At 51.7% G+C, this 25636-nt stretch carries 23 protein-coding genes; 18 read left to right on the forward strand and 5 right to left on the reverse strand.

Features of this window, described 5'->3' with window-relative positions; genetic code table 11:
* The first annotated feature begins 725 nt into the window (after nt 1-725).
* The 9 genes from DHN43_RS24950 (at nt 726) to DHN43_RS24990 (ending at nt 10054) form a co-directional block, all read left to right on the forward strand.
* Complete coding sequence (locus DHN43_RS24950) at nt 726-1808, forward strand: ABC transporter ATP-binding protein (protein WP_108820464.1); 1083 nt, start codon at nt 726-728, stop codon at nt 1806-1808.
* A 10-nt stretch (nt 1809-1818) separates the two neighbouring features.
* Nucleotides 1819-2898, forward strand: coding sequence for an ABC transporter ATP-binding protein (locus tag DHN43_RS24955; protein WP_063290502.1), 1080 nt, complete (start codon nt 1819-1821; stop codon nt 2896-2898).
* A 3-nt stretch (nt 2899-2901) separates the two neighbouring features.
* Complete coding sequence (locus tag DHN43_RS24960; protein ID WP_108820465.1) at nt 2902-3789, forward strand: carbohydrate ABC transporter permease; 888 nt, start codon at nt 2902-2904, stop codon at nt 3787-3789.
* Nucleotides 3790-3794: 5 nt separating this feature from the next.
* Nucleotides 3795-4691, forward strand: coding sequence for a carbohydrate ABC transporter permease (locus DHN43_RS24965; RefSeq protein WP_063291454.1), 897 nt, complete (start codon nt 3795-3797; stop codon nt 4689-4691).
* A gap of 13 nt (nt 4692-4704) precedes the next feature.
* Nucleotides 4705-4986 (forward strand): DUF2160 domain-containing protein, encoded by a 282-nt coding sequence (locus DHN43_RS24970; protein ID WP_063291455.1) that lies wholly within the window; start codon nt 4705-4707, stop codon nt 4984-4986.
* Nucleotides 4987-5060: 74 nt separating this feature from the next.
* Nucleotides 5061-6779: an ABC transporter substrate-binding protein gene (locus tag DHN43_RS24975; protein ID WP_063290499.1), complete on the forward strand. Its 1719-nt coding sequence runs from the start codon at nt 5061-5063 to the stop codon at nt 6777-6779.
* A gap of 225 nt (nt 6780-7004) precedes the next feature.
* Nucleotides 7005-7391 carry a hypothetical protein gene (locus tag DHN43_RS24980; RefSeq protein WP_108820466.1) on the forward strand — a complete coding sequence of 129 codons (387 nt, stop codon included), beginning with the start codon at nt 7005-7007 and terminating at the stop codon, nt 7389-7391.
* A gap of 148 nt (nt 7392-7539) precedes the next feature.
* The gene (locus DHN43_RS24985) at nt 7540-9693 is read left to right on the forward strand and encodes a 3-hydroxyacyl-CoA dehydrogenase NAD-binding domain-containing protein (protein ID WP_108820467.1); all 2154 of its coding nucleotides are present in this window, start codon (nt 7540-7542) and stop codon (nt 9691-9693) included.
* 154 nt (nt 9694-9847) lie between these two features.
* Nucleotides 9848-10054, forward strand: coding sequence for a hypothetical protein (locus tag DHN43_RS24990; protein WP_152986835.1), 207 nt, complete (start codon nt 9848-9850; stop codon nt 10052-10054).
* Here the strand turns inward: DHN43_RS24990 and DHN43_RS24995 are convergent.
* A complete protein-coding gene (locus DHN43_RS24995) occupies nt 10051-10410 on the reverse strand; it encodes a winged helix-turn-helix transcriptional regulator (protein WP_063290496.1) in 360 nt (119 codons plus the stop codon). The two genes, DHN43_RS24990 and DHN43_RS24995, sit on opposite strands and share 4 nt — an antisense overlap.
* Before the next feature lie 109 nt (nt 10411-10519).
* Here DHN43_RS24995 and DHN43_RS25000 point away from each other — a divergent pair, with 109 nt between their 5' ends.
* Nucleotides 10520-10993 (forward strand): ester cyclase, encoded by a 474-nt coding sequence (locus DHN43_RS25000; RefSeq protein WP_063290495.1) that lies wholly within the window; start codon nt 10520-10522, stop codon nt 10991-10993.
* Between the two features lie 193 nt (nt 10994-11186).
* Nucleotides 11187-12044, forward strand: coding sequence for an alpha/beta fold hydrolase (locus DHN43_RS25005; protein ID WP_108820468.1), 858 nt, complete (start codon nt 11187-11189; stop codon nt 12042-12044).
* Nucleotides 12045-12115: 71 nt separating this feature from the next.
* On the opposite strand, the gene DHN43_RS25010 is transcribed toward DHN43_RS25005, so the two are convergent.
* The 3 genes from DHN43_RS25010 to DHN43_RS25020 all read right to left on the reverse strand — a co-directional run bounded on the left by DHN43_RS25010 (nt 12116) and on the right by DHN43_RS25020 (nt 16416).
* A complete protein-coding gene (locus DHN43_RS25010) occupies nt 12116-13105 on the reverse strand; it encodes an OspB (protein WP_199914859.1) in 990 nt (329 codons plus the stop codon).
* Nucleotides 13106-13339: 234 nt separating this feature from the next.
* Nucleotides 13340-15517: an esterase-like activity of phytase family protein gene (locus DHN43_RS25015; protein ID WP_373456218.1), complete on the reverse strand. Its 2178-nt coding sequence runs from the start codon at nt 15515-15517 to the stop codon at nt 13340-13342.
* 140 nt (nt 15518-15657) lie between these two features.
* Nucleotides 15658-16416 (reverse strand): helix-turn-helix transcriptional regulator, encoded by a 759-nt coding sequence (locus DHN43_RS25020; protein WP_063304473.1) that lies wholly within the window; start codon nt 16414-16416, stop codon nt 15658-15660.
* Nucleotides 16417-16488: 72 nt separating this feature from the next.
* Here DHN43_RS25020 and DHN43_RS25025 point away from each other — a divergent pair, with 72 nt between their 5' ends.
* From DHN43_RS25025 to DHN43_RS25035, 3 genes are all read left to right on the forward strand, one after another.
* On the forward strand, nt 16489-16818 hold the full coding sequence (locus DHN43_RS25025) for a hypothetical protein (protein ID WP_159096984.1): 330 nt from the start codon (nt 16489-16491) through the stop codon (nt 16816-16818).
* The gene (locus DHN43_RS25030) at nt 16811-17959 is read left to right on the forward strand and encodes a DNA alkylation repair protein (protein ID WP_108820471.1); all 1149 of its coding nucleotides are present in this window, start codon (nt 16811-16813) and stop codon (nt 17957-17959) included. Before DHN43_RS25025 ends, DHN43_RS25030 begins: the two co-directional genes overlap by 8 nt.
* An 81-nt stretch (nt 17960-18040) precedes the next feature.
* Nucleotides 18041-18898 carry an ABC transporter six-transmembrane domain-containing protein gene (locus DHN43_RS25035; protein ID WP_199914860.1) on the forward strand — a complete coding sequence of 286 codons (858 nt, stop codon included), beginning with the start codon at nt 18041-18043 and terminating at the stop codon, nt 18896-18898.
* A gap of 54 nt (nt 18899-18952) precedes the next feature.
* Here the strand turns inward: DHN43_RS25035 and DHN43_RS25040 are convergent, their stop codons facing one another.
* Nucleotides 18953-19720, reverse strand: coding sequence for a Crp/Fnr family transcriptional regulator (locus tag DHN43_RS25040; RefSeq protein ID WP_208980871.1), 768 nt, complete (start codon nt 19718-19720; stop codon nt 18953-18955).
* A 273-nt stretch (nt 19721-19993) separates the two neighbouring features.
* On the opposite strand from DHN43_RS25040, the gene DHN43_RS25045 reads away from it, so the two are divergent.
* From DHN43_RS25045 to DHN43_RS25060, 4 genes are read left to right on the forward strand one after another with little or no spacing between them, the layout of a single operon-like run.
* Nucleotides 19994-21067, forward strand: a complete 1074-nt coding sequence (locus tag DHN43_RS25045; RefSeq protein ID WP_108820473.1) for a cytochrome-c peroxidase — start codon at nt 19994-19996, stop codon at nt 21065-21067.
* Between the two features lie 12 nt (nt 21068-21079).
* Nucleotides 21080-22222 carry a cytochrome-c peroxidase gene (locus DHN43_RS25050; RefSeq protein ID WP_063290485.1) on the forward strand — a complete coding sequence of 381 codons (1143 nt, stop codon included), beginning with the start codon at nt 21080-21082 and terminating at the stop codon, nt 22220-22222.
* Between the two features lie 12 nt (nt 22223-22234).
* Nucleotides 22235-22831 carry an arsenate reductase (azurin) small subunit gene (locus DHN43_RS25055; RefSeq protein ID WP_193757822.1) on the forward strand — a complete coding sequence of 199 codons (597 nt, stop codon included), beginning with the start codon at nt 22235-22237 and terminating at the stop codon, nt 22829-22831.
* Between the two features lie 10 nt (nt 22832-22841).
* On the forward strand, nt 22842-25517 hold the full coding sequence (locus DHN43_RS25060) for an arsenate reductase (azurin) large subunit (RefSeq protein WP_063290484.1): 2676 nt from the start codon (nt 22842-22844) through the stop codon (nt 25515-25517).
* Nucleotides 25518-25636: the final 119 nt, after the last annotated feature.

A 25636-nucleotide genomic window follows, 5' to 3' on the forward strand; every position in this document is an offset into this window, starting at 1 on the left:
ACACGACAATAGAGTTGCATCTACCTGAAGGGCAAGGGGGCTTGCAAAAGAGGGGGAGGAGAGGGGATCCTCTCCGGAAGCGGTTGTCAGAATCGATGTTTGAGCAAGGTGGTTTCATGAATTGACCACACCCGGTGGAGAACATCTGAATAGGGAATTTAGGTTCGAATTATTTCGCCGCGAAAATATTAGCTAGCTCATTAAATCAGAGTTTGCGTCAACAGCGCAGTCTTTTCAACGTGTTATTGGTTCAGGCTGTCAGATGCAAGAATGACAGATCTTCAACATTTTCTGCCGCACTAGGTGCGTTCTCATCCTAATGGATAACAACTGAGAGTTTCGTTTTGTCAATTTTCGAATTGACGCTTAAGTGGTTTCGCTTATATTTCGAAATTACGCGAATATGCGCGTAATCGACTGTAAACGAAAATTGACGTGTTGGTTAGGACGTAGTTTAATTTTGATCTCTAATGGCACTTTGTAGGGACGGAGCTGCGTAAGAAAGCAGAACTTGAAAGTGTTCGGGGAGGCTCGTGAAAAATTGACAGATGCGTAGCGTTGCTAAAACGGCGCAGTTCTTTAAAAGGCTGGGACCTTTACTAAGAGATTCAGCTCGACCACCGAGTTGTTTTTTGGAATTACAGTCAGGAATATGAAGGTACCGCAGTGCAAGCAGCGCGTATCGCAGGAAGCAGTCGGGTCGCTTTCTGTTCCGGGAGGGCAACATGCTTGAATTAAGGGGCGTCAGCAAGACTGTTGACGGTATGGACCATATTCGCGACGTATCTTTGCGTCTTGAAAGTGGTTCATTGAACGTATTGTTGGGACCAACACTGTCAGGCAAGACAACGCTTATGCGTTTGATGGCAGGGCTGGACACGCCAACTGCAGGGCAAGTGCTCGTAAATGGACAGGATATGACCGGTGTTTCCGTGCGCAAGCGCGACGTCGCCATGGTCTATCAGCAGTTCATCAACTACCCGGCTCTCACGGTTTATGAAAACATCGCCAGCCCGCTGCGCGTTGCGGGAGTAAAAGGGGCTGAAGTTGACAAGCAAGTGCGCAAAGCTGCGGACTTGATGAAGCTCACACCTTATCTGGACAGAACACCGCTGAACCTCTCCGGTGGTCAGCAGCAGCGTACTGCAATTGCACGTGCGCTCGTCAAAGGGGCGCATCTGGTGCTGATGGATGAGCCATTGGCGAACCTGGATTACAAACTGCGCGAAGAACTGCGCGACGAGCTGCCGAAGATCTTTTCTGAAAGCGGTGCTGTGTTTGTATATGCAACGACCGAACCGACAGAAGCTTTGTTGCTGGGCGGGCGTACAGCCACCTTGCATGAGGGGCAGGTTTCGCAGTTTGGCGATACCATTGATGTTTACCGCAATCCTCAGGACATCGTTACTGCGCAGACTTTCTCTGATCCGCCGCTGAACCTGCTGGGCCTGACGAAGAGCGGGGGTGAATTCCGCACGTCAAATGGCACGGTTATTCCGGCATCAGAAGAAGAGAAGCGTCTTCCTGATGGACATTACAAAGCAGGTTTCCGGCCCCATCACCTTTATCTGCAGCGCCCGAGTGAAGACGCTGTGTGCCTTCCTGCAGTGGTTGATGTTTCCGAGATTACTGGTTCTGAGAGCTTTATTCACCTGACATGCCTGAACCACCGCTGGGTGGCGCTGGAACATGGCATTCATAACGTAGACGTGGATGCCAAGATCGACGTGTATGTGGATGCCAAGAACTTCATGATTTTTGATGATGAGGGTCGCTCTGTTGCGTCTCTCATGCGTGAAGCGGTTTAAGGAGGCGAGCATGGCACGTATTGATCTCGACCACATTCGCCACTCTTATTTGCCGACCCCAACAAGCCCAAGCGATTACGCTTTGAAGGAAGTTAACCTGACCTTTGAAGATGGCGGTGCTTATGCGCTTCTTGGGTCTTCCGGCTGTGGCAAGACAACACTTTTGAACATCATCTCCGGTTTGCTGACACCGTCCGAGGGTGAGCTGCTGTTTGATGGCAAGCCGGTGACGGAGCTGTCGACTGAAGCGCGTAACATTGCGCAGGTGTTCCAGTTTCCGGTCGTTTACGACACCATGTCTGTTTACGACAATCTGGCGTTTCCGCTTCGCAACCGCGGTGTTCCGGCAGCTGAAGTTGATCAGAAGGTCAACGAGATTCTGCGGATCATTGATCTGGAAAGCAAGGCAAAGCGCAAGGCGCAGGGCCTGACGGCTGATGAGAAGCAGAAGATCTCGCTGGGCCGTGGTCTGGTGCGCTCTGATACCAACGCGATCCTGTTTGATGAACCGCTGACCGTGATTGATCCACACATGAAGTGGGTTTTGCGCTCGCAGTTGAAGCATCTGCACAAGCAGTTTGGCTTCACCATGGTTTATGTCACCCACGACCAGACCGAGGCTTTGACCTTCGCGGATAAGGTTGTGGTGATGTATGGCGGCGAAGTTGTGCAGATTGGAACGCCTGATGAGCTGTTCCGCAAACCTCAGCATACTTTTGTTGGCTACTTCATCGGGTCTCCGGGCATGAACATTCTGCCGTGTGAGGTGGATGGAACCATGGCGCGTGTTGGTGGGCATAGTGTGCCTCTGCCATGCGGTCTCGACCCGAAAAAGCAAGCCCAGAAAACCGAGGTTGGTATCCGTCCTGAGTTTGTGAAACTCGGCGGTGCCGGAGAAGGTCTGCCGTTGAAAGTCAACGCTGTTGAAGACATCGGCCGCTACCGCATTTTACGTGGTGAGATGGAAGGTGTTGCGCTGAATGCCATTGTTGGCGAAGGCATGAGCATTCCGGAAAGCCCGACAGCTCTCTTCGATCCAACACAGACGAACCTTTATGCCGACAGCTGGCTCGTAAGTGAGGGGGCCTGATCCATGGAAAAGACCGTAAACAACAAAGCCTGGTTCATGGTTTTACCGGTTCTTTTGCTGGTGGCCTTTACTGCTGTTATTCCATTGATGACTGTTGTGAACTATGCGTTTCAGGACAGCTTTGGAAACAATCAGTTCTTCTGGGTTGGGATTGAATGGTTTCAGGAACTGCTCAGCTCCGAGCGCTTTCATGATGCCTTAGTCCGAAACCTGATTTTCTCCTTCTCCATTCTTGCTATTGAGATCTCGCTGGGTATCGGTATTGCGCTTTGTATGCCTAAAAAAGGCTGGGGCGTTCCGGTTTGTCTGGTGTTGATGGCGCTGCCATTGCTCGTGCCGTGGAACGTGGTTGGTACCATCTGGCAGGTGTTTGGCCGTGCGGACATTGGTCTGCTGGGTTACTTCCTGAACTCTCTTGGCATCAACTACAACTACACGCAGGACCCTGTTGCTGCATGGGCCACCGTGATTGTTATGGATGTGTGGCACTGGACCAGCCTTGTTGTGCTGCTGTGCTATGCGGGTCTGGTTTCTATTCCTGAGGCTTATTATCAGGCCGCGCGTATTGATGGGGCGTCCCGCTGGGCGGTGTTCCGTTACATCCAGCTGCCAAAGATGCACAGCGTGTTGCTGATTGCGGTTCTGCTGCGCTTCATGGACAGCTTCATGATTTACACCGAGCCGTTTGTTGTAACAGGTGGCGGACCGGGTAACTCGACGACCTTCCTGAGTATCGACCTTGTGAAGATGGCGATTGGTCAGTTTGACCTTGGGCCAGCTGCTGCAATGTCACTCGTCTACTTCCTCATCATCCTGCTGTTCTCATGGGTGTTCTACACCGCGATGAACAACATTGGGACTGAGAAGAAACACTACGCAGGCGAGGAGTAAGCACCATGTCGACAACAACTGGAACTGCAGTCATTGATGGTGGTGTTGCTGCTGGTGGACAGGCTCCACGCAGCCGGACCCGCGCAAAGGCACAGAGAACCGGAAGCCGCTATGCTTTCCTCGTTCCAACTTTGTACATCACGTTTTTGATGCTGCCGATCTACTGGCTCTTCAACATGAGCCTGAAGACCAACCAGGAAATTCTGAGCAAGTTTACCTTGTGGCCGGATGAGCCGACGCTCGCCAACTACATGGTGATCTTCACGGACCCGAGCTGGTACAACGGTTACATCAACTCCATCACCTATGTGGCGCTCAATACGGTTATCTCCGTGGCGGTCGCGTTGCCAGCGGCCTATGCGTTCTCACGCTATAAGTTTCTGGGTGATAAGCATCTGTTCTTCTGGCTGCTGACAAACCGTATGGCTCCGCCAGCGGTGTTTGCACTGCCTTTCTTCCAGCTCTATTCCGCCTTCGGTCTGATCGACACGCACCTTGCAGTGGCTCTGGCGCACTGTCTGTTCAACGTGCCGCTGGCTGTGTGGATTTTGGAAGGCTTTATGTCTGGCGTCCCGAAAGAGATTGACGAGACTGCTTACATCGATGGCTACTCCTTCCCGAAATTCTTCGGCAAGATCTTCATGCCTTTGATCGCAAGCGGTATCGGTGTGGCAGCGTTCTTCTGCTTCATGTTCTCTTGGGTGGAACTGCTGATTGCCCGTACGCTGACCACAACTGCGGCTAAACCGATTGCGGCGACGATGACCCGTACGGTTTCAGCTTCCGGCATGGACTGGGGTGTACTTGCGGCGGCAGGGATTCTGACAATTATTCCGGGTGCGCTGGTGATCTACTTCGTACGTAACTACATCGCTAAGGGCTTTGCCCTGGGCCGCGTTTAACAGGGAGGCGATTATGGATTTTTCTTGGATGGCCTGGACGTCGCCGACTGCGATTTTCTTCATCACCATTGGCCTGCTGATCTCCAGCATGGCGGTTTGGGAATGGTTTGTGCCGGGGGGAAGCCCACGGCACGGGATTTTGAGATTTGAGACAACACGCGGAGACCGCTTGTTTGTTTCGTTGTTGGGCAGTGCGTTTATCTGCCTGTTTTGGCTTGGGTTTGTTAGCGCAAACCTTTGGTGGGCTCTGTTGGTCTGTGTGGCATATGCGTTTTGCGTATTCCGCTGGGTTTAGGATTGAGCTTTTTTCTCCGCACTGATGTTTAGGGGAACTTTCAGTGCAATAAATTATAGTCGGGAGGAATATATATGAGACGTCAGCTTTTAGCGTCCGTTGGCTTTGCAGCCATGATTTGCGCATCCAGCTCTGCTTTTGCAGACATGGAAGCCGCGAAGAAGTGGGTGAGCGACGAATTCCAGCCTTCTACTCTTTCTCAGGAAGAGCAGATGAAGGAAATGGACTGGTTCATCAAAGCAGCTGAGCCTTTCAAAGGTATGGAAATCAAAGTGGTTTCCGAAACCATTGCGACCCACGAATACGAAGCGAAGGTTCTTGCAAAAGCATTTACCGAAATCACCGGCATTAAAGTTACTCACGACCTGATCGGTGAAGGTGATGTTGTTGAGAAGCTTCAGACCCAGATGCAGTCTGGCGAGAACATCTATGATGCTTACGTCAACGACTCCGACCTGATCGGTACGCACGCTCGCTACAAGCAGGTTCGTAACCTGACTGACTGGATGGCTGGCACTGGTAAAGCGGTTACGCTGCCAACTCTGGATGTTGAAGACTTCATCGGTCGCTCATTCACAACTGGCCCAGATGGCAAGTTGTACCAGCTTCCAACACAGCAGTTCGCGAACCTTTACTGGTTCCGCTATGATTGGTTCACAAACCCAGACATCAAAGCTCAGTTTAAAGCGAAATACGGCTATGAGCTGGGTGTTCCGGTTAACTGGTCTGCTTATGAAGATATCGCTGAGTTCTTCACCAACGACGTGAAAGAAATCAACGGCGAAAAAGTCTATGGTCACATGGACTACGGTAAGAAAGATCCATCCCTGGGTTGGCGCTTTACCGATGCATGGCTCTCCATGGCAGGTGCTGGCGACAAGGGTATTCCAAACGGTTTGCCAGTTGACGAGTGGGGCATTCGCGTAAACGGTTGTTCCCCAGCTGGTTCTTCCGTTGAGCGCGGTGGTGCAACCGATGGTCCTGCAGCGGTTTACTCCATCACCAAGTACATTGAGTGGCTGAAGAAGTACGCTCCGGCTGAAGCACCAGGCATGGTGTTCTCTGAAGCTGGTCCGGTTCCGGCACAGGGTTCTGTTGCTCAGCAGATCTTCTGGTACACCGCATTCACCGCAGACATGGTGAAAGAGGGTATTCCAGTTGTGAACGCAGACGGCACTCCTAAGTGGCGTATGGCTCCTTCTCCGAAGGGTGCTTACTGGGAAGAAGGCATGAAGCTGGGTTATCAGGACGCTGGTTCCTGGACTCTGATGAAGTCTACCCCGGAAGATCGCGCAAAAGCTGCATGGCTTTACGCTCAGTTCACCGTTGCGAAGACAACTTCTTTGAAGAAGTCTCACGTTGGTCTGACCTTCGTGCGTGACAGTGACGTTCGTGATGCGTCCTTCACCGAGCGTGCACCTAACCTGGGCGGTCTGGTAGAATTCTACCGTTCCCCAGCTCGTGTACAGTGGACCCCAACCGGTACCAACGTTCCTGACTATCCAAAGCTGGCTCAGCTGTGGTGGCAGAACATTGGTGATGCATCCTCAGGCGCGAAAACTCCTCAGGAAGCTATGACTGCTCTTGCTGCTGCTCAGGACAAAGTTCTGAAGCGTCTTGAGCGTGCTGGTGTTCAGGGCGAGTGTGGTCCTAAGCTCAACGAAGTTAAGGATCGCGATTTCTGGCTGAACCAGCCAGGCGCACCGAAAGCCAAACTGGCTAACGAAAAACCAACTCCGGTCACCGTTGACTACGACGAGCTGATCAAGAGCTGGGCAGACGCTTCCAAGTAAGCGTCGCTTCTAAAGTGTCCATCATCGCGAACAGAGTTCGTTTTCGATGATGCGCTTCCAAGACTAAACGAGAAACCCGGTGTCGTAAGGCGCCGGGTTTTTTGTTTTTGGGTGTTGTGCTGAGTTGGGAAGTGCAGCTGCAACCAAGGTGGTTGTTTCGTCTTCTGGTTGCGGCATGGTAGGTAGATTTTGCGATGTCTTGGTCAGATTGAAGGGGCTGCTGCTGTGAAGTGTCTAAGGATTTACGCAACGCCGGATGGGGAGTCGCATTTTGGTGAGGTTGAGATACCGACAGAGAAAGTGTCGGTGCATCCCGAAGCAACTCCGTTTGATGTAAGTGCCAGTCATCCGGCTTCGCGCGTCCGTTTCTCTCACATTCCAGCAGGTATGAGACAGGTGGAATGGCATAATGTGCCTGATCGGGTTTTGACTGTGAGGCTTGATGGTTCCGTTGAGTATGAAACCAGTGACGGGGAAGTTCGAACAGTCGGCGCTGGGGAGTTCGTGCTTATTGAGGACACGCATGGCAAGGGTCACCTTTCGCGGCATTCGCCTGAGGCTCAGACTGTGCTTTGGATCTCCTTGCCAAATGGGTTGGACGAGCCGTTGTAGATGGTGAGGGTAACCAAGCCTCTCTCTTGTAATTCCGCATATTAGAATTGTATTTTACAGCTGGAATTCCTGCTGTGCCCTGCTAAACTACGTGGAATTGCGAGTGATAGTGCGGCGCGGGAGTGCGCTTTGCCTCAGGGAGTTTCGAGTGTCTTCTTCATTTAAGTCATCAGGTCAGGTTTCCTATGAATTGCGCGGTGATGTTGCGGTTATGACGGTGAGCAATGCGCCGGTGAATGCGTTGTCGCTGGCGATCCGGCAAGATCTGGTTGAGCGTATCAAGCAGTTTGAAGAAGACGATGCGGCGAAGGCTGCGGTGATTGTTGGCGCTGGCAAGGTGTTCATCGCGGGGGCCGACATTCGCGAATTCAAGCGTCCTGCCACTGAGCCGCATCTGCCTGATGTGATTGATGGTATTGAAGCCTGCTCCAAGCCTGTGATTGCGGCCATTCATGGTGTTGCGCTGGGCGGCGGGCTTGAGGTTGCGCTGGGCTGTCATTTCCGCGTTGGCGTAAAGGGCGCCAAGGTTGGTTTGCCGGAAGTGCATCTGGGTATCATTCCGGGCGCTGGCGGCACTCAGCGCTTGCCGCGTTTGGCGGGCTACGAGAAAGCGCTGGAGATGATCCCGAGTGGTGCGCAGCTTGGTGCTGATGCTGCCAAAGCAGCTGGCATTCTGGATGAGGTGAGCGAAGAGACTGACGCGGTTGCAGCAGGCCTCGCGTTCGCGCGGTCTGTGATCGACAACGGAACGCCTTTGCGACGTTGCTCTGAACTGGTTGCGCCTGCTGTTGATCCACAGGTGTTTGCGGATGCCAAGGCTGCGGTTGCCAAGCGGGCCCGTGGTCAGAAATCACCGGTGGTGTGTGTTGAAGCCATTGAGGTTGCCAGCCAGACCAGTTTTGCAGATAGCATGGCGAAAGAGCGTGAGATGTTTATGGAGCTGAAGGACTCGGCTCAACACCGCGCTTTGTCACATGCGTTCTTTGCGGATCGGGCTCTTGGCAAGCTTCCTGAAATTGAAGGCATTGCTCCACGCGAGTTGAAATCTATCGGCGTGATCGGCGGCGGTACCATGGGGGCTGGCATTGCGACCGGTGCGCTGATGAACGGGCTTTCCGTCACCCTGATTGAGCGTGATGATGAGGCTCTCAGTCGCGCGAAAGCGACGATTGCCAAGAATACTGGTGGTGCTGTTAAGAAGGGCAAGCTTTCAGCAGAGCAGGAACAGCGGATCTTTACTGAAGCCTTATCTTTGAGCACGGATTATGCCTCGCTCTCTGATGTGGATCTGGTCGTTGAGGCGGTGTTTGAAGACATCACTGTGAAGAAACAGGTGTTCCAGAAACTGGATGAAGTTTGTAAGGACGGTGCTGTTCTGGCGACGAACACGTCTTATCTGGATGTGAACGCCATTGCAGCTGTCACCAAGCGGCCGCAGGATGTGATTGGGCTGCACTTCTTCTCTCCGGCCCACATCATGAAACTGCTGGAAGTGGTGGTTGCGGACGAGACGGCTCCAGATGTAATTGCGACTGGTTTCCAGCTTGGCAAGATTATGCGGAAGGTCGCTGTTCGGGCTGGCGTTTGTGATGGCTTCATCGGCAACCGCATTCTGGCGACTTATCGTGCAGCTGCTGATGCAGTTGTGGTGGATGGATCATCGCCGTTTGAGGTGGACGAGGTGATGCTGGAGTTCGGCTTCCCGATGGGGCCGTATGCGGTGGCTGATCTGGCGGGACTGGATATCGGTTGGGCAACCCGTAAGCGGAAAGCGCCAACCCGTGATCCACGTGAGCGCTATTTCACATTTGCAGACCGCATGTGTGAGCAAGGCTGGTTTGGGCAGAAAACCAGCAAGGGCTATTACGTTTATGAGGAAGGTGCGCGGAAAGGCACGCCAAACCCTGCTGTTCTCGAGATTTTGACAGAGGAACGCAAAGAAAAACATATCAACGCACAAAACCTTTCAAAAGAGCAGATCCTTGATCGGTACATGGCAGCCATGGTGAATGAAGCTGCAAAGGTGGTTGAGGAAGGCATTGCCTTGCGGCCGTTGGACGTGGATATGACGCTGATCTACGGCTACGGTTTTCCGCGTTGGCGTGGTGGCCCGATGCAGTACGCAGATGAGATTGGGCTTGAGAAAATCCTCAATAATATCAAGGCGTATGCGCAGGAGTATGCTTACTTCTGGCAGCCTGCGAGGCTGCTTGAGGAACTGGTTTCCGCTGGCAAAACATTTGCTGATCTGAATGCTGAGCGGGGGAATAACCCGGCAGCGAAAAAGCATGAGAACGCTTGATTCTCTTCAGTTGCATCGCCATCTTCTAGTGGTGTACCCTTTGGGTAGCTCGAAAACAGCGCACATAGCAACGGTGCTGTTTTGGATGTTTATTTGCGTATCCTGAACCGAAAACCGGCGCTGGTTTTGGAAGATATGCCCGTTGGAGATGGTGATGCTGAATTTTCTGGAATACATAACCGGGCGGGTGATTGCGATTTTGTTCGCGATGGCTTTACTGGCATTTATCCTCCTCATTATCGGCTTTGCCTCCGGCCTGATGCTGGCCGTTATTGCCATCACTATCCCCATTGTGATCCTGAAGATCCTGTTCGGCAAGAACAAGCCCAAGATCACCTACCACTATGAGCGCAAGGATTAAGAGATCGGGAAGTTTTTGACCTCGTTCTCGCCCCAGGTTTCCATTGCCTGAAGGACCGGCTGCAGGGATCTGCCTTTTTCTGAAAGGGAGTATTCCACATGCGGCGGTACAACTTCCATAACTTTACGGTCGACAATTCCATCCTCTTCCAGAGAGCGGAGTTGTGCTGTCAATAAGCGTTGAGAAACACCGGGCAGTCTGCGTTTCAGCTCGTTGAAACGGCAGGGTGCAGGCAGAAGCTCGTATATTATCAATGGCTTCCATTTGCCGCTCAAAACAGTCAGGGTACGGCGCACAGGGCAGGTTTCATAGCCGATGAATGCTCTGCTGGCTGTGTCTTTGCTGTCATCGCTCATGGTGGGCAGTACCCTTTTATATACTAGCTGCTAAAAAAGTGCGTACTAGACGTTCTGCTTCTTTGCTTTCATATGGGGTTTGCCTAATGAAAACAAGGGAAACACGCCGATGAACAAAGTGAAGCTTGCTGTAGCTGCTGCAGCTCTTGCCCTTTCAACCGCAGTTGCTGGTGCCACTGAAGCGACTGATCTTCTGAGCAAATTCTATGAGGTTGCGGATAGCCGCCCGTTTGATGCGGATAAACTGGCAGCTTTTTATGCCGATGACATGGTGGACCATAATGGTCGTGAGGGACAAAACGCCAAGCAGTTTGCGGTGGGGACCTATACAGCTCTGGCAGCAGGCGCACCGGACTCCCGCCATGAGCTTGGTATGGTTGAGCCAATCGGTGATGATAAAGTTCTGATCTACTGGCGTTACAAAGGCACCAACACTGATGGGCTGTTTGGTGCTGAAGCTAATGGCAATGCCTTCGATATTGCCGGTTTTGAGGTTTATCGCGTTGAGAACGGCAAGATCCACGAGTTCTGGCATATTGAGGAACTTAGTTCGCTGAGCGCCCAGCTTGCTACGAAGAACTAAGCGACAAGGCCCGGGAAATTCCCCGGGCTTTCTTTTTAAGGAGGCGTCTAAGCGGCTGGGAAAAAGTCTGTTTGTTGGCTTGATCTTGCAGTGATTACCCGTTTTGTTAGGTGCAGCTTTAAGGGCAGTGAGAGATCGTCTGCCTTATTAGATTGTTGATTTAGTTTTTGAATTTGCATTGAGGAATACGTTTGTGAAGCTGCAAGAAGGAACAATAAATCTACTCGGTGACCGCACCCTTGCATGGAGTGAATGGGGTGATGCTGATGGGCGGCCTGTGATTTTGTGTCAGGGGGCAGGAATGGCCTCTGCCATTTCGTTTGGAGAGCAAATCGCAAAGGATCTGGGTCTGCGTGTTCTCTCAGTTGATCGTCCGGGATTGGGTAAGTCCGGGCTAGATCCTGAGAAAAACTTTGAAAGCTGGGCAGAGGATATCAAAGAACTGCTTGATTTTGTGGTGGCCGATCAGGCGTTTGCGATTGGCTTTTCGCAGGGGGCGCCTTTTGCATTGGCACTGGCAGCTTCTGGTCTTGTTGATAGGGTTGCGGTTGTGTCCGGTCAGGATGAGCTGGCCTCCCCCGGTATGTTTGCCAAGCTTCCTGATGAGTTGAAGGGCATGGTTTCTTTGGCTTGCGATGATCCGGACCGTCTTGAGGCTGACATTGCAGGCATGGCGACGGCAGATTGGCTGTGGCAGATGATTGAGGGGATGAGCGGGGAAGAGGACCGTGCGTTTTATGCCTCAGCATCGTTTGCACCTCTTTATCGTGATGCGCTGGCCTTGGGCTTTGCTCAGGGAGCAGCCGGCTATGCCCGTGATACGCGGCTTGCGATGGGGCGCTGGTCGTTCAGCGTTGAGAACATCAAGCAGGACGTGCAGTTATGGTATGGCCTCAAGGATACGAGCCCGGTGCATTCGCCTGATTTTGGCAGCACTCTTGCCACGCGCCTGAGCTGTTCTGAGCTGCATCAGATTGCAGAGGAGGGGAGTGCGATCCTCTGGACTCAAGCTGATGCTATCCTGAGCAGGCTGGTAAAATGTAAAGGCTAAGCAATAAGCCCGGCCAAGAGTTTTGCTGGGCTTTATGCGCTTAGGCTGATCGCTTCTGTAAAGCTGTAGGTTCAGACCGGAATAAATATCTGCCGCACATCAGAGCTTCTGGCCACTGGTGCATCGTCTGTGTGGAGTGTCTGGTATCTATGGGTGTCGTCTGAGTAGGCTTTTCCCGCGCCGTGATAACCGGCAACTTCCGGGCTTTCAAAGCCAGCACTCTTGAGTTCATTCGCTAAGGACTGCGCAAAAGGGAAAACTTTGGTCCCGTCGAGTTCTGGATCCTCTGGTGCATCTATGAAGCCAGGTTCGGAGGAAAGTTTCAGTTCTTCCGGGTCAAATGACTCCGGTGCGGTTGCATCTGCGCTGTAGCAGCTTTCGACGCGTATATCGGTGAATGATTTATCCAGACCGCCTTTTGAGAGTTGCTCAGCCAGCCCTTTTGAGGAAACTGTTTCATAGCCTTCCTCACTGGCGCTTCGTTTGCTGGAGATTTCGTTAGAGCCGTTAGCGCCGTGGCCGAGTACGTAGATTTTGTTCTCACCGTTTTTCAGCGTGCCTAGAATGCCGGTTTTCTCATTGCTGATAATGTTTGCCTGCTGCAGAACATCTGCTTCAAAGGAATAGTTTTGTGCCAGCTTCAGCAGGTCTGTGTAGGCATCTGATGATACAAAGTCCAGAAGCTCAAATCCCTCAAGGTTCAGCTCCGAGATGACTGCATTTGCCTTTTCGCGAATGTCACTGGCCTGAGCCTGGTTCTTTTCTACCAGCTGCTGCTTGAGCGTTTCCAGTTTGGTTTTAGCAGCATCATTTGCCACGATAATATGGCGTGGTTCCTTACCAGCCGTGTTGCGGGCTTGATTGGTGCCTGCTGCGAAAAGTAAGACATCCTCAGATGCGAAGGGTGCGTAGTAGAAGCCTGTTTTGTGTTCCGGTTCTGCCTTTAAGACGGAATCATTCAAGCTTGAGGATTGTGTGCTTTTAGTATTAACTTGCGCGAGGCTTGCGTTGTTTTCAATTTGAACAGTTGTTTGTGTCGTATTTACATTAGATATGGGCATGAGACCACCGTGTTTATTGAGAATCAATAGTAACTGGTGGTTGTATTGTTGTGATTTTGTTTGGTTGATGGCTGTATTGTTTGATACAGCACGCATAGATTGTTTGTAGGTAGTAATATCTACTGGCTCTGAGTTGCTTCGTAGGGTCGTCGGCTTTGCGTTGTTGCCTTGCAGAAAGCACAAAGCCCGGCAGATTTCTCGACCGGGCTTTGTTATCTCCTAAATTTTAATCGGCTAGTTCAGCTGAGTTGCATCACCCATGGAGAAGAATAGGGTTTCGCCGTTGGCATCGTCCACGCCATCATTGTCGGTGGAGATGAGGATGCGACCATCTTTGGTGATTGCCAGACCTTCAACCTTGTCCGGTGTCCAGCCGTTGGTTGCGGACATGGCTGGGAGAAGATCGAGAGTGACCTTCTTGGTCAGCACTGGCAGCTCAACGCCATGCGGGGCAGGGGTGATGCCTTCCAGAGAGATCACAGTGACCTGCTTGATGGCTGCTTCCTTGCCGCCTTTGTTGTCACGCTCTACGACTGCGAACTTGCCGTTGCCAAGAGATGTGATTTCGGAAAGACCGACCCAACCACCGGCTGCGCTGCGTGGTGCATCCAGCGGGTAGTGCACAAAGCCCCAGCTCTCATCAGCAGGGTTGTAGATGCCGATCTTGGTCATGCCCTTTGGATCGTCGTTCCACTCACGCTGTACAGCAACGGCCACGAGAGTTTTGCCGTTCATCTCAAACTCAGTTACGCCTTCCAGAGAGAAGCGTTTTGCCTGTGCGATGAGACTCTCTGGTAGTTTGATCTCTTTTTCGATGACACCATGCGCAGAGGCCTGAAGCAGGAAGTGCTCCATTTCCTTCTTCGCGTTGCCTTCAGATGCCAACCAGAAACCGCCGTCTTTGCGCAGGGCAATGCCTTCGAGGTCGTACTTCTTGGCGTTGCCGCCGGTCAGATCCATGTGGCCTGTGATTTCAACGGGCTGTTTGGAAACATCCAGCGTGAAGATGCGGGCGTTGTCGTAGAAGCTGTCTGAGACGGCATAGAGTTTGTTGGCATCGGTTTTGTCTGCCACCATGCCAGAGATTGCGCCCCAGCCAATGGGTGCGTTGGTTTCTGGGTCGATGTTGGAAACCAGCTGCGGGTACTCAACAGAGGCCGCGCCAAACTCATAGAGGCCGACATGGGCACGGACTTTGTCCTTCACGTTATCCTTCTCGTTGGCAACAACGAAGAGATTGCGGGATGGGATCGCCAGCAGGCCTTCCGGGCCGATGTGCGTTGGCAGGAACTGGACGAACTCAGGTTCGGTGCCGGTGTCGCGGTACACTGCTACGAAGTTTCCGCGTTCGGAGTTTACGAAGATCAGGGTCTCGCCGCCGAACTTACCAATGGTTACGCCCTCTGGCTCAGTGCCCTTCTTGTGTGCACGCTTGGCCGGGTAATGCCCGTGCGACATGCCCAGATGTTCCATCTGGTTGCCACTGTCAAACTCGATGGTGCCGTCCTTGTTCCAGATGGTGAACCCACGAGACCCGCCTTTGTAATCCCCCTCATTTGCCGTCACAAAGCGATTATCGTCAATCCAGGCCACAGCATCCGGTTCACGGGGAATATCTACCTTTGATCCAGACGCATCAGAGGCGCGAGCTTTCTTGACCGGTACGTTTTGTGCTGTCGCGGTACCAGCGGAAAAGTGACTGGTGATCTTGCCGGAAGCGAGGTCAACGATTGCGAGGTGGTTGTTTTCTTGAAGTGTAACAACGGCTTGGTTGTTGCCGTTGATGGAAACAAACTCTGGTTCCGGATCATCTCCGCCTTCAGCTGCAAGGCCTGTCATTTCCACGATACGCACGGTATCGCAGTTTTTCGGCATGCCGTTCTCATCCAGATCGAAGATGGTGAGGAAACCTGCTGGCATCTGCGGCAGAGCGCCATCGTTCAGGTCTTCGTCACGCTCGTTTTCAACGGCGATCGCAAGGAACTTGCCGTCTTTGGACACTGCAACGGAGTCAGGCTGGCCTTTTACATCGCACGTCGCAACAATCTGTTTTGTTGCGGTGTTGATAACGGCCACATAGCCAGATGGAGCGGTGTAGCTCTCAGAAGTGTTGACGCCTGCGAATGTGTAATTGCCTGAGATTGCAACAGAAGTTGGCTCACCGCCCAGTGCTGTGCGCCCTGCTGGCTTTGGCTGTGCTGGGTTGGTTGCATCAAGGAAGACGATTGCTTCCTGAGGGCCATCGGTGAAAGCAAGGGTTTTGCCGTCTTCAGATGCAGCAATGATTTCTGCGACGGTTTCAGATTTGCGATCTACGCCTTCCGCCAGTGTTTCGTAAACCGGCATGGTCGCGATGCGTTTAAAGAACTTTGCTTCAGATGCATTTGCAGCAGAAAAACCAGCTGCCAACATAGCAACGGAAATGCCGCCCAAGAGTGAAGTGCGAAGAACGCGCATGAAAAATCCCCAGTCAGAATAGTTTTGCGGTTAAGTGCTTTCTGGTTAGGGGCACCGCATGGCAGGCCTATGAATGTTTGTTGAAGCTTTGATGACTAAGGCGTTGCGGGCTCGATGCCGTCGATGGCGTCTATGAAGGGCTTTTTAGGCTTTAGGGCGAAGCCTTTGTCGTGCATTTGGGCGGATTTTATGCGATCGAGACGGAAGGTGCGGACGGCGCTGCGCAGGTGATCCCAGGCCATAATGTACCAAACCGGGTAGCTCAGAAAAAGGTAGTGTGGCTCGATGGTTCGGTGAGAAAGGTTGCCGTTCTGATCGCTGTATTGGATATGGATGCACTTGCTCATCAAGAAGGCTTCGTTGACAGGGCTTATTGCTTCGCTGTCAAATTCTTCAAAAGATCCATAGACATGAAGAGAGGCTGTTTCGCCAATCCAGATGCGGGACTTCAATGTGTCGACACGGGAGCGGAGCTCTGGAGAGAAGGACGCAATCAACTTGCGGCGGATCGGTTTGAGGTTGGCCAGCAGCAGAGGGGAGCGCATGTTCTCTGCGATGGCGAGGCTGATGAGGAGGTCGATCGCTTCCTTGTATTCCAGTTTGAGGCGGCCAACACCCCAGCGGGATTGAAGGCGGATGCCGCCTCCGCGACCTTTATCTGCCTCAATGGGCAAGCCACGCTCGCGGAGCAGTTCCAGATCCCGGAACAAAGTTCTTTGGGAAATGCCGAGCTCTTTTGCCAGATCGTGCGTTGTCGGACACTCGCCAGACTTGAGCAGTGCTTCAATCTGCTCAAGTCTATCAAGGCGCTTTAGGGCTGTTGCTCTGGTTGCTCGGCTTGTTTCATTGCTCATCAAAGAAATATGTCATTAAATGACATATATGTCCATACAAACAGGTCATCCGAATATTGAAGGAAAATAATGATGACCAACCAAGTGATTGAGTTTGCACCGTTTCATCTTGCTGAGGGCAAGAGTGAAAGTGATCTTGTTGCTGCTTCTGAGCGGTTTCAGGCGGAGTTTTTGAATGAGCATGAAGGGTTTGTTCGCCGTTCATTGGTGAAGCATGAAGATGGTGCTTATGCTGATATTGTTGTTTGGGCAGATAGTAGTGCAAGTGAGAAGGCTTTTGCCGCCGCTGGTCAGCATGAAGCCGGACAGGCGTATTTTTCTTTGATTGATATGAGCCGTGAGCATCAGCCGCGCAAAGCTGGTGCAATGGAATTCTTTAGTGTGGTGGGTACTTATGGCTGAGCCTTTTAAAGAGGTTTTCAATCAAGCATCTATTGAACGGATGGCCTCTGCTTTGGCAGGGGCTCATCCCTCATTTCTTGCTTCTGGTTTCACAGCTGAAGCTCTGGATGGTTTGAGTGAGCTGGAGCTGAAAGAGCGTTCGCTCCATCTGGCGCGTTGCTTGCGCCGTTATCTCCCTGAGGATTATAGCGAAGCGCTGCGGATTATGATGGCGACGCTCTCGGCTCCGTTGGCTATGGAGGATGAGCCAGTCTGGGAGAATGATGGAAGCGGGCTTTCTGGCTTCGTAACAATGCCGTTCTCTGATTACGTGCTGCTTTATGGCCTGGAGAAGTTTGAGCTTTCCATGGCTGCTATGAAAGAGATGACGCGTCGCTTTTCAGCTGAGTTTGCTATTCGTCCGTTTATTGAACGCTATGAAGAGGAGGCAATGACGCTTCTTGCTGAGTGGGCTGAGGATGAATGTGCGCATGTGCGGCGACTTGTTTCTGAGGGAACACGGCCAAGGTTGCCATGGGGACAGCGATTGAAGGGCTTTATTGAGGCCCCAGATAAGTGCCTGCCATTGTTAGAGAAGCTTAAAGATGATGAGACTGAATATGTGCGCCGGTCTGTTGCCAATCATCTGAATGACATTTCCAAGGATCACCCTGATTTAACTGCAGAGGTTTGTGGGCGCTGGCTCGAGCAACCAACCGAGCGTAGATTGCGGTTGGTGCGGCATGCGTTGCGGAGCAATGTGAAGGCGGCCCATCTGCCGAGCCTTGCTGTGCTCGGATATGATGCAGAACATACGCGTGTGGTGCGCAGTGTGTTGGATACTGATCGGGTGGTTTATGGATCAGGACTGACCTTTTCTGCGGAGATAAGCAATGCCTCTGAGAAGGCAGTTCCGTTTATGCTGGACTTTGTCATCTACCATCGCAAAGCGAACGGGACACAGGCCCCAAAGGTGTTCAAGTGGCGGAGAGGCGAGTTGAGCGCTGGGCAGACGCTGCGTGTTTCAGGCAAACACAGTATTCGGCCAATCACAACACGTCGGTATTACGAGGGAGAACATCGGCTGGCAGTGTTGCTGAACGGAGTTGAGACGCCGATTGGGTCCTTTGAATTGGTTGGTGTTGAAGAGGTGGTTGCTTAACTGCCGAATGAGCAGGCCTTGACACCGTGTGACAATAGATTATCTAAAATGACAATCTATTGTTTGTGTGTTGAGGGCATCATGCGTTTAGAAGGACATCTTGGACTTTCTACCCTTGTGAAGACATTTCCTTATCGGATTTGTCTTACATGGGCAGGTGTTCTTGCAGAAAATTTTTTGATGGCACTGATCCCGTTGCTCATCGGATTTGCCATTGATGACCTGCTTCAAGGGGTGTTCGACAATGTCATTGTAATGGGTGGTGTCCTTGTGGGGCTGACGGTGATCGCGGTTGCACGCCGGATTTACGATACCCGCGCCTATGGCACAATCCGGCTCCATTTAGGGGCGGAACTGGATCAGAGGCACCAGAATAAGCCGGTTTCGAAACGGGCAGCGCGGCTGAACATGAGCAGAGAGCTGGTGGACTATCTGGAAGGGGAAGTACCTGAAGTACTTTCAGCTGTTATCCAGATTATTGTCGCTCTGGTGGTGCTTGCTGGCTTCCATTTGTGGCTGTCAGCGTCGGCGTTTACTGTCGTCGTTCTGATGCTGCTTACTTACTCCGCGTTTAACAGCCGGTTTTATTTACTCAATTCCGCCCTGAATGCAGAGACAGAGAACCAGGTGCATGTGCTTGAGAGAGGGAGTCGGCGTGGTGTCTGGAGACATCTGCGTGCGCTAAGGATGCATGAAGTTCGTCTTTCTGACACGGAAGCCATCGTTTATGGTGTAATTTTCCTGTTTCAGATTGCGTTTATTGTGATCAATCTGATCCTGGCGGCTGGGCTACCCGACATGAGTACAGGCATGATCTTTTCTATCGTGGCTTATTCATGGGAGTTCGTGGAGGCGGCCATTATGCTGCCTATGACGATGCAAAGCCTGACACGCCTGAATGAGATCACTACGCGAATAAACAATGTAGAAGAAGAGTAAGCTGGGGCAAGAAGAGCTGGCGCGATGACCAGCCCTTACAATCGCGTGATCAGATCAGCGATGGTTTGACAGGCGCGGACGTGCGCCATTTGCTATTTTGCGCAGGCCTTTGAAGTCCAGAACGGCAATCTTGTGCTTGCCGATGAGCTTTACAGCGCCTTCCTTCTCCAAGCTCTTCAGAACACGGCTTACAGTCTCAGCGCGCAAGCCGAGATAATCCGCAATGGATTGCCTGGAGATTGGAAGAGTGAACTCTTCGACAAAGCGTGGAATGCTCATGCGGTTGCGTAGCTCAAAGATAAAGGAGGCCATGCGCTCTGTTGGGGTTTTTTTGCCCAGATCAGAGGAATGGTCAAACTGCTGGTGCATGATGTCCGTCGCTCGGCGCCAGTAGATGCGGCGCAGGTTGGAATCCAGCAGCAGCAATTCTTCGAAGACATTGCGTGGAACCAGCTTCACTAAAGTTGGTGCAAGTGCGACCACTTCACCAGACGCGTGACGGTCTGCACGGTTCATGTCCAGATACTCACCCGGGAAGCGAAGCGTGAGTAGGGAGCGGCGTCCGTCACTTAAGTGGCTCTCAACAGCGATCACACCATTGAGAACTGCGAAAACAACAGGTTCCGGAAAGTCTTCTGGCGCCAGTTGATCACCTTCGTTCAGCTCGATGGTTCTGGCGGCACGTAATTCTGCTTTTTCGAAATGATGATGCATCGGGCGACAGAGGCATTCCTCGCCCTTAAAACCGCAGGATTCCTGAACACATTCAAACGAAAGATGGTCAGGTGATGACGCTATCTTTGGAGGGGTTGTCCCCGACATGCGTTAAGCTCCCCGCTTATTACGTGATTTGGCGTAAAGTCCCCTGTAGTCAAGGACATTGATATAAATCAATATTCTAAGGATTACTTTTATTCAACATTTTGTTACCGGATGAGCGTGAAAAAATATCATTCTTTAGAACTCCTAAATCCAACTACTGATTGCAATCAATGAAAACAGTTCAGCTCCATGCAGAAATACTGCGTATTCGGGGATCGATGCTGCCTGACAACGAATCTTGTTAGTATCATCCCAGCCAAACTGGGGGTAACAATGCGCCTTCTCGTCAGTATGTCGATTGCTTTGATGACAAGCACTGCGGCATTCGCAACAGATTTAGGGCCTGTTGCAAAGATAGAGCAGAAACCTGCTCTTGTAGAACTGGGAAAACGCTTATTTTATGATAGCCGTTTGTCTGGTGACACCAACCTTAGCTGTTCAACATGTCATGATCCAGCTAAGGGGTTCACAGACGGCGAAAAGCTTTCTACTGCATATACAGGTACAGAAGGTTTCCGTAATACGCCAACATTGGCGAATGTCGGACACCGGGCAGCCTGGATGCATGATGGCCGTTTAGGTACAAACCTGAACGATGTCTCTCGTGGTATGATCACAGAGACCTACATCATGAACATGGATATGCGCATCATGCAGGAACGCATGAAGCAAGATCCTGTTTACGTTGAAATGTTTGAAGCTGCGGGTAAGGGTGAACCATCTAACGGTGGTGCTCGCGGTGCTTTAGAAGCATTCCTTAAATCCATTACATCTCAAGGTTCCGCGTTTGACCGTGGTGAGCTGACCGTTTCTGAACGACGCGGTTATGAACTCTTCACGGGCAAAGCAGGGTGTTCTTCCTGTCACACCGGCAACCGCTTCACAGATGATCAGCCACACAATATCGGTGTTCCTAACAACCCTGATATCTGGTCTGATCCACTGCGTCACATCACCTATGTGACTTATGCGAAGTTCATGGGCGTTAACAACTACATGAACCTGCGTGAAGACCAGGGTGCATTCATCCGGGATCATAAAGAAGAGAACAAACGTTCCTTCCTGACCCCAACTCTTCGTGAGCTGACATACACTGCGCCTTACATGCACAACGGCATGCTGGCGACACTTGAAGACGTTGTAGAATTCTACAACCAGGGTGGCGGTGATGATGTCAACAAAGACTCACGTCTGAAGCCTCTCAATCTGAAGAACAGCGAAAAGGCCAATCTGGTCGCGTTCCTGAAGACCTTGTCTGGCGACAGCTTCGATACTCCTGAATATGTTTGGACAGCCGACGACTACTCTTACGAGTTGATCGAAGACTGGAAAACCAAGAAGAACTAGGGGGCTGCTAAAATGACAACATTCAAAAAAACCATTAGTGTGATTGCACTTGCTGGTGTTTCCATTGTTGCAGTTGCAGCTGGTGTTCAAGCGGCTGAAAAACGCCCGGCAGAACTGGCTCCTTTGGGTGAGCCTCCTTCTCCACCAGATAACCCAATGACACCTGAAAAGGTTGAGCTGGGCAAGCTCCTGTTCTTCGATCCACGTCTGTCCGGTAACGGTGCGATGCCATGTTCGGCATGTCACTTGCCAGAGCTTGGCTGGGATTTCCCTGACAAGATCTCTCTTGGCTATCCGGGTACAGTTCACTGGCGTAACTCACCAACAATCGTGAATACTGCGTATTACGGCAACCTGTTCTGGACTGGTGTTTCCAAATCTTTGGAAGCAGAAGCTCGTACAGCTGCTCGTGGTGGTGTTGCCGGTAACGGTGAAGACGACATGATGGAAGCGCGCCTTGCGTTTATTCCTGAGTATCGTGAGCGCTTCAACGATGTGTTCGGTACCGAATACCCTCTGATGCGTGACGCTTATATGGCGATTGCTGCATTTGAGCGGTCAATTGTTCAGCGTGATACTCCGTTTGATCTGTACATGCTCGGTGATGATGATGCTCTGAGTGATCAGCAGAAGCGCGGTATGGAACTGTTCACCGGTAAGGCTGGTTGTTCTACCTGTCATGATGGTGCTTTGATCTCCAACCAGAAGTACTACAACCTCGGCGTTCCAGCTTATGACGGTTGGGAAGACGATGAGCTTGCGCAAATCACCTTCCGCTTCGAGCTTTTTGCAAAAGGCTCCACGGAAGAGAAATACCGCAAGTGGAAGGACGATCCGGGCCTTTACTTCGTGACCAAGCAGAATGCTGATCTCGGCAAGTTCCGTGTGCCTTCTCTGCGTTACACCAAGTACACCGCTCCTTACATGCACAACGGCATGTTGGAAACTCTGGAAGATGTAGTTGAATTCTACAACCAGGGTGGTGGCACTAACGATTGGGCTGCAACGAAAACCGACCTGATCAAGCCTCTCGGTCTGACTGACAAAGAGAAAGCTGATCTGGTGGCCTTCGTAGAAAGCTTCACTGGCGAGCGTCTTCTCATGGAAACACCTGATCTTCCTGAGTATGAACCGCTTCCGGCTGTAACGAATTAAGAGGAGATGGAGATGACACATCAACCTAAGTCCGTCTCTCCTGAGATGATTGAGGTCGTGAACGGCCCTGAGGAAATTGCAAAAACTGGCAAGCGTTGTGTGATGACACGCCGTCAGTTCCTGCTGACTTCCGGTATTTCTACCTTCACCGTTATGGTGGCTCTCAAGTCTGGTCCTTCCTCTGCGAAGGTGCCTGCGATGGTCTCCACTTATGAGCGCAAGTTCATTTGTAAGCTTTCTGAGCTGAAAGAAGACGAACCGCTCGACTTTAACTATCCGGACGAAGGCGCTTATTGCGAGTCCATGATTGTTAAGTTGGGCAAGGAAGCTGGTGGCGGTATTGGCTCTGACAAGGACATTGTAGCGTTCAACTATACCTGTACTCACCAGGGTGGTCCGCTGCAGGGTACCTATCAGAAAGGTGATAAGGCTCTGGGTCCATGCCCACTGCACCTGACCACCTTTGACCTAACCCGTCACGGTATCTTCATCTCCGGCCAGGCTTACCAGAGCTTGCCTCAGGTTCTTCTCGAGCTGGACGGCGACGATGTTTACGCTGTTGGTATGTTCGGGCTGATCTATGGCCGCTACGACAATCTCAAAGGGTGAGGAGTAAATCATGTCAACTCCCTACTACATTCCTGGAACAAACATTCCGCTGCCTCCGGTAGATGCTGATGTTCTTTCCACTGCTTGTGATTATTGCATCGTAGCGTGTGGTTATAAGATCTATCGCTGGCCTGTTAAGGCTGGAAAAGTAGGTGGTGAAAAAGCCGCTGAAAACGCCTTTGGCGTCGACTTCCCGGTTGATCCGCTGGGCCCATGGGTTGCTCCAAACCAGTACAACGTTGTGCTGCACAAGGGCGAACCTCACCATGTGATCATCATTCCGGATAAAGATACCAAGCATGTAAACATCAATGGTAACTCTTCTATCCGTGGTGGTGCGCTGGCGAAGAAGGTTTACAACCCTCAGACCCCAACTCGCGATCGTCTGAAGTCACCTATGATCCGCATGTTCGGCACGTTGATGCCGGTCACCTGGGATCTGGCTCTGGAAATTGCTGCGGAAGTTGGTAAGCACGTTATCAAGAAGCATGGTGAGAACGCTTTCTGCGTGAAAACATTCTCCTACGGCTACATGGAAAACACCTACGCGATTTCCAAGTATGCTCTGCGCTCTGTTAGCACTGCGAACTTCACATTCCACGACACTCCATCTGATGTGACGTCCACTCCGGGCTTCCGTGATGCTGGTTTCGACAATTTCGGTCCTTCTTATCAGGACTGGAAAGATGCCGAGACTCTGATGATCTGCGGTACCGATCCATACGAGTCCAAGACCATTTTGTTCACTGACTGGATTATGCCAGCCATCCAGAACGGTCAAAAGACAATCTTCATGATCCCACGCCGTACTGCTGGTGTGGCTTATGCGGAGAAGAATGGTGGTCTGTGGCTCGACATCCAGCCAGGTACTGACCTTCTCGTTGTGAACGCGATTGCTCGTGTGATCATCGAAAATGGTTGGCAGGACGCTGAATGGATCCGCGATTGGGTCAATAACAAGTGGGAGAGCTCCTCAGGCTTCGGTCAGGGTACTCGTAACACTCCATGGCAGTGGCGTACGACCTGGGGCAAATTCCAGACCAAAGGCTACGATGACTTCGTTAAGTGGCTGATGGCTCAGGATGAGTTTGAACCAACAGCTGCTGCTGAAACCGCTCAGATCGATGTAGAGAAAATCTACAAGGCTGCTGAGTGGATGGCTAAGCCTCGTGATGATGGATCCCGTCCTAAGACCTCCATCATGATCGAGAAAGGCTTCTACTGGTCCAACAACACCGGTAACACCAATGCGATTTCGTCTCTTGGTATTATCACTGGTTGTGGCGGTCGTCCGGGGCAGGTCATTGGCCGTGCTGGTGGTCACCAGCGTGGTGGTTTGAAGGGTGGGTCTTACCCACGCAACAAGTCTCCTGAGAAACTGCCAGGCCGTCGTCGTCGCGCAATGGATACCGACCGGTATCTGATGAGTGGTCACACCCGCTTTGCTCACGTGATTGGCAACACCTGGATTCAGTCCATGTGTGGTTCCCAGTCTCTTGCTGCAAAGTTTGAAGAGCTGACTGTTCAGAACCCAAATCAGGTGCGCTCTTACGATAAACAGACCATCATCGACACACTCAAGAAGCGTGTAGATAGCGGTGGTATGGTTGTTGTGAACCAGGACATCTACCTCGTAGATCCAATTGGTGCACGTTTCGCAGACATCGTCTTCCCAGCTGCTGGTTGGGGTGAAGACACATTCACTCGTGCAAACGGTGAGCGTCGTCTGCGTCTGTATCCAAAATTCTACGATGCACCGGGTGAAGCGAAACCTGACTGGTGGATTGTTGCGAACCTCGCGAAGAAAATGGGCTTCAAAGGCTACGATTGGAAAGACTCCAACGAAGTGCTTGAAGAAGCAGCCCGCTTCTCACGTGGCAGCCGTAAAGACTTCTTTATGCTGAAGGTTGCTGCTCAGAAGGAAGGCAAGACTCTTCACGAGAAGTTTGCTGAGTTCGGTACTGACGGTATTCAGGGCCCAGTTGTGATGCTTGAAGATGGAACCCTTCAGGGTACCCAGCGCTTGCATGACACGACCCGTGAACTGTCAGCGACTGGTCCAACCGGTTCCAACCGCTACAACAAGAAGCTCACTCACTTCAACTCTCAGACTGGTAAGTGTAACATCCAGAAGAGCCCATGGAGCCTGTTCTCCGATTACTGGGCATGGATGAAGCCGAAGGATGATGAGCTTTGGGTGACTTCCGGTCGTATCAACGAGCGTTGGCAGTCTGGTTATGATGACCGCCGTCGTCCTTACATCGTGCAGCGCTGGCCTGAAAACTGGGTTGAAATCCACCCGGATGATGCGAAAGAGCGTGGTATTGAGAACGGTGACTACGTGATGCTCTTCTCTGACCGTATTCCGGTTCAGACAGACACCACAGTGGGCATTGAAGGCGATGACTTCACCTTTACCAAACTGATGGATGAAGGCCATATCGAGCTGACTGAAGGCGCTATTACTGCGGTAGCTATTGTTACCCCAGCGCTGAAGAAGGGCATGCTTTACATGGACTTCCTGCACACTGCACAGCCAGCGAACGCTCTGTCTGGCCGCGTGGTGGACTGGATCAGCGGTAACTACAACTACAAGATGGGTGTTGGTCGTATCAAAAAGATCGGCACAAGCCCATATAAGGATAGTTTCCGGTCTATGTCTTTCGCACGTCGCGATATTGCATAAGAAATCAGGAGCTGGCGGGGCTATCCCGCCAGTTCTTTTTCCGCTTGTGCCAAGGGGCTCGCGCATTGGAGCCTTTTTGCAGAAGTGGGCCTTAAGTCAGTTTGTTTTCAACCTGCTTT

The sequence above is a fragment of the Pseudovibrio sp. Alg231-02 genome (genome assembly GCF_900143565.1).
Lineage (GTDB): Bacteria > Pseudomonadota > Alphaproteobacteria > Rhizobiales > Stappiaceae > Pseudovibrio.

Excerpts from the sequence above, each read along its gene's own strand:
- DHN43_RS24950 (WP_108820464.1), top strand. The coding sequence starts at position 726 with ATGCTTGAATTAAGGGGCGTCAGCAAGACTGTTGACGGTATGGACCAT.
- DHN43_RS24955 (WP_063290502.1), top strand. The coding sequence starts at position 1,819 with ATGGCACGTATTGATCTCGACCACATTCGCCACTCTTATTTGCCGACC.
- DHN43_RS24960 (WP_108820465.1), top strand. The coding sequence starts at position 2,902 with ATGGAAAAGACCGTAAACAACAAAGCCTGGTTCATGGTTTTACCGGTT.
- DHN43_RS24965 (WP_063291454.1), top strand. The coding sequence starts at position 3,795 with ATGTCGACAACAACTGGAACTGCAGTCATTGATGGTGGTGTTGCTGCT.
- DHN43_RS24970 (WP_063291455.1), top strand. The coding sequence starts at position 4,705 with ATGGATTTTTCTTGGATGGCCTGGACGTCGCCGACTGCGATTTTCTTC.
- DHN43_RS24975 (WP_063290499.1), top strand. The coding sequence starts at position 5,061 with ATGAGACGTCAGCTTTTAGCGTCCGTTGGCTTTGCAGCCATGATTTGC.
- DHN43_RS24990 (WP_152986835.1), top strand. The coding sequence starts at position 9,848 with ATGCTGAATTTTCTGGAATACATAACCGGGCGGGTGATTGCGATTTTG.
- DHN43_RS24995 (WP_063290496.1), bottom strand. The coding sequence starts at position 10,410 with ATGAGCGATGACAGCAAAGACACAGCCAGCAGAGCATTCATCGGCTAT.
- DHN43_RS25000 (WP_063290495.1), top strand. The coding sequence starts at position 10,520 with ATGAACAAAGTGAAGCTTGCTGTAGCTGCTGCAGCTCTTGCCCTTTCA.
- DHN43_RS25010 (WP_199914859.1), bottom strand. The coding sequence starts at position 13,105 with ATGCCCATATCTAATGTAAATACGACACAAACAACTGTTCAAATTGAA.
- DHN43_RS25015 (WP_373456218.1), bottom strand. The coding sequence starts at position 15,517 with ATGTTGGCAGCTGGTTTTTCTGCTGCAAATGCATCTGAAGCAAAGTTC.
- DHN43_RS25020 (WP_063304473.1), bottom strand. The coding sequence starts at position 16,416 with ATGAGCAATGAAACAAGCCGAGCAACCAGAGCAACAGCCCTAAAGCGC.
- DHN43_RS25025 (WP_159096984.1), top strand. The coding sequence starts at position 16,489 with ATGACCAACCAAGTGATTGAGTTTGCACCGTTTCATCTTGCTGAGGGC.
- DHN43_RS25030 (WP_108820471.1), top strand. The coding sequence starts at position 16,811 with ATGGCTGAGCCTTTTAAAGAGGTTTTCAATCAAGCATCTATTGAACGG.
- DHN43_RS25035 (WP_199914860.1), top strand. The coding sequence starts at position 18,041 with ATGCGTTTAGAAGGACATCTTGGACTTTCTACCCTTGTGAAGACATTT.
- DHN43_RS25040 (WP_208980871.1), bottom strand. The coding sequence starts at position 19,720 with ATGTCGGGGACAACCCCTCCAAAGATAGCGTCATCACCTGACCATCTT.
- DHN43_RS25045 (WP_108820473.1), top strand. The coding sequence starts at position 19,994 with ATGCGCCTTCTCGTCAGTATGTCGATTGCTTTGATGACAAGCACTGCG.
- DHN43_RS25050 (WP_063290485.1), top strand. The coding sequence starts at position 21,080 with ATGACAACATTCAAAAAAACCATTAGTGTGATTGCACTTGCTGGTGTT.
- DHN43_RS25055 (WP_193757822.1), top strand. The coding sequence starts at position 22,235 with ATGACACATCAACCTAAGTCCGTCTCTCCTGAGATGATTGAGGTCGTG.
- DHN43_RS25060 (WP_063290484.1), top strand. The coding sequence starts at position 22,842 with ATGTCAACTCCCTACTACATTCCTGGAACAAACATTCCGCTGCCTCCG.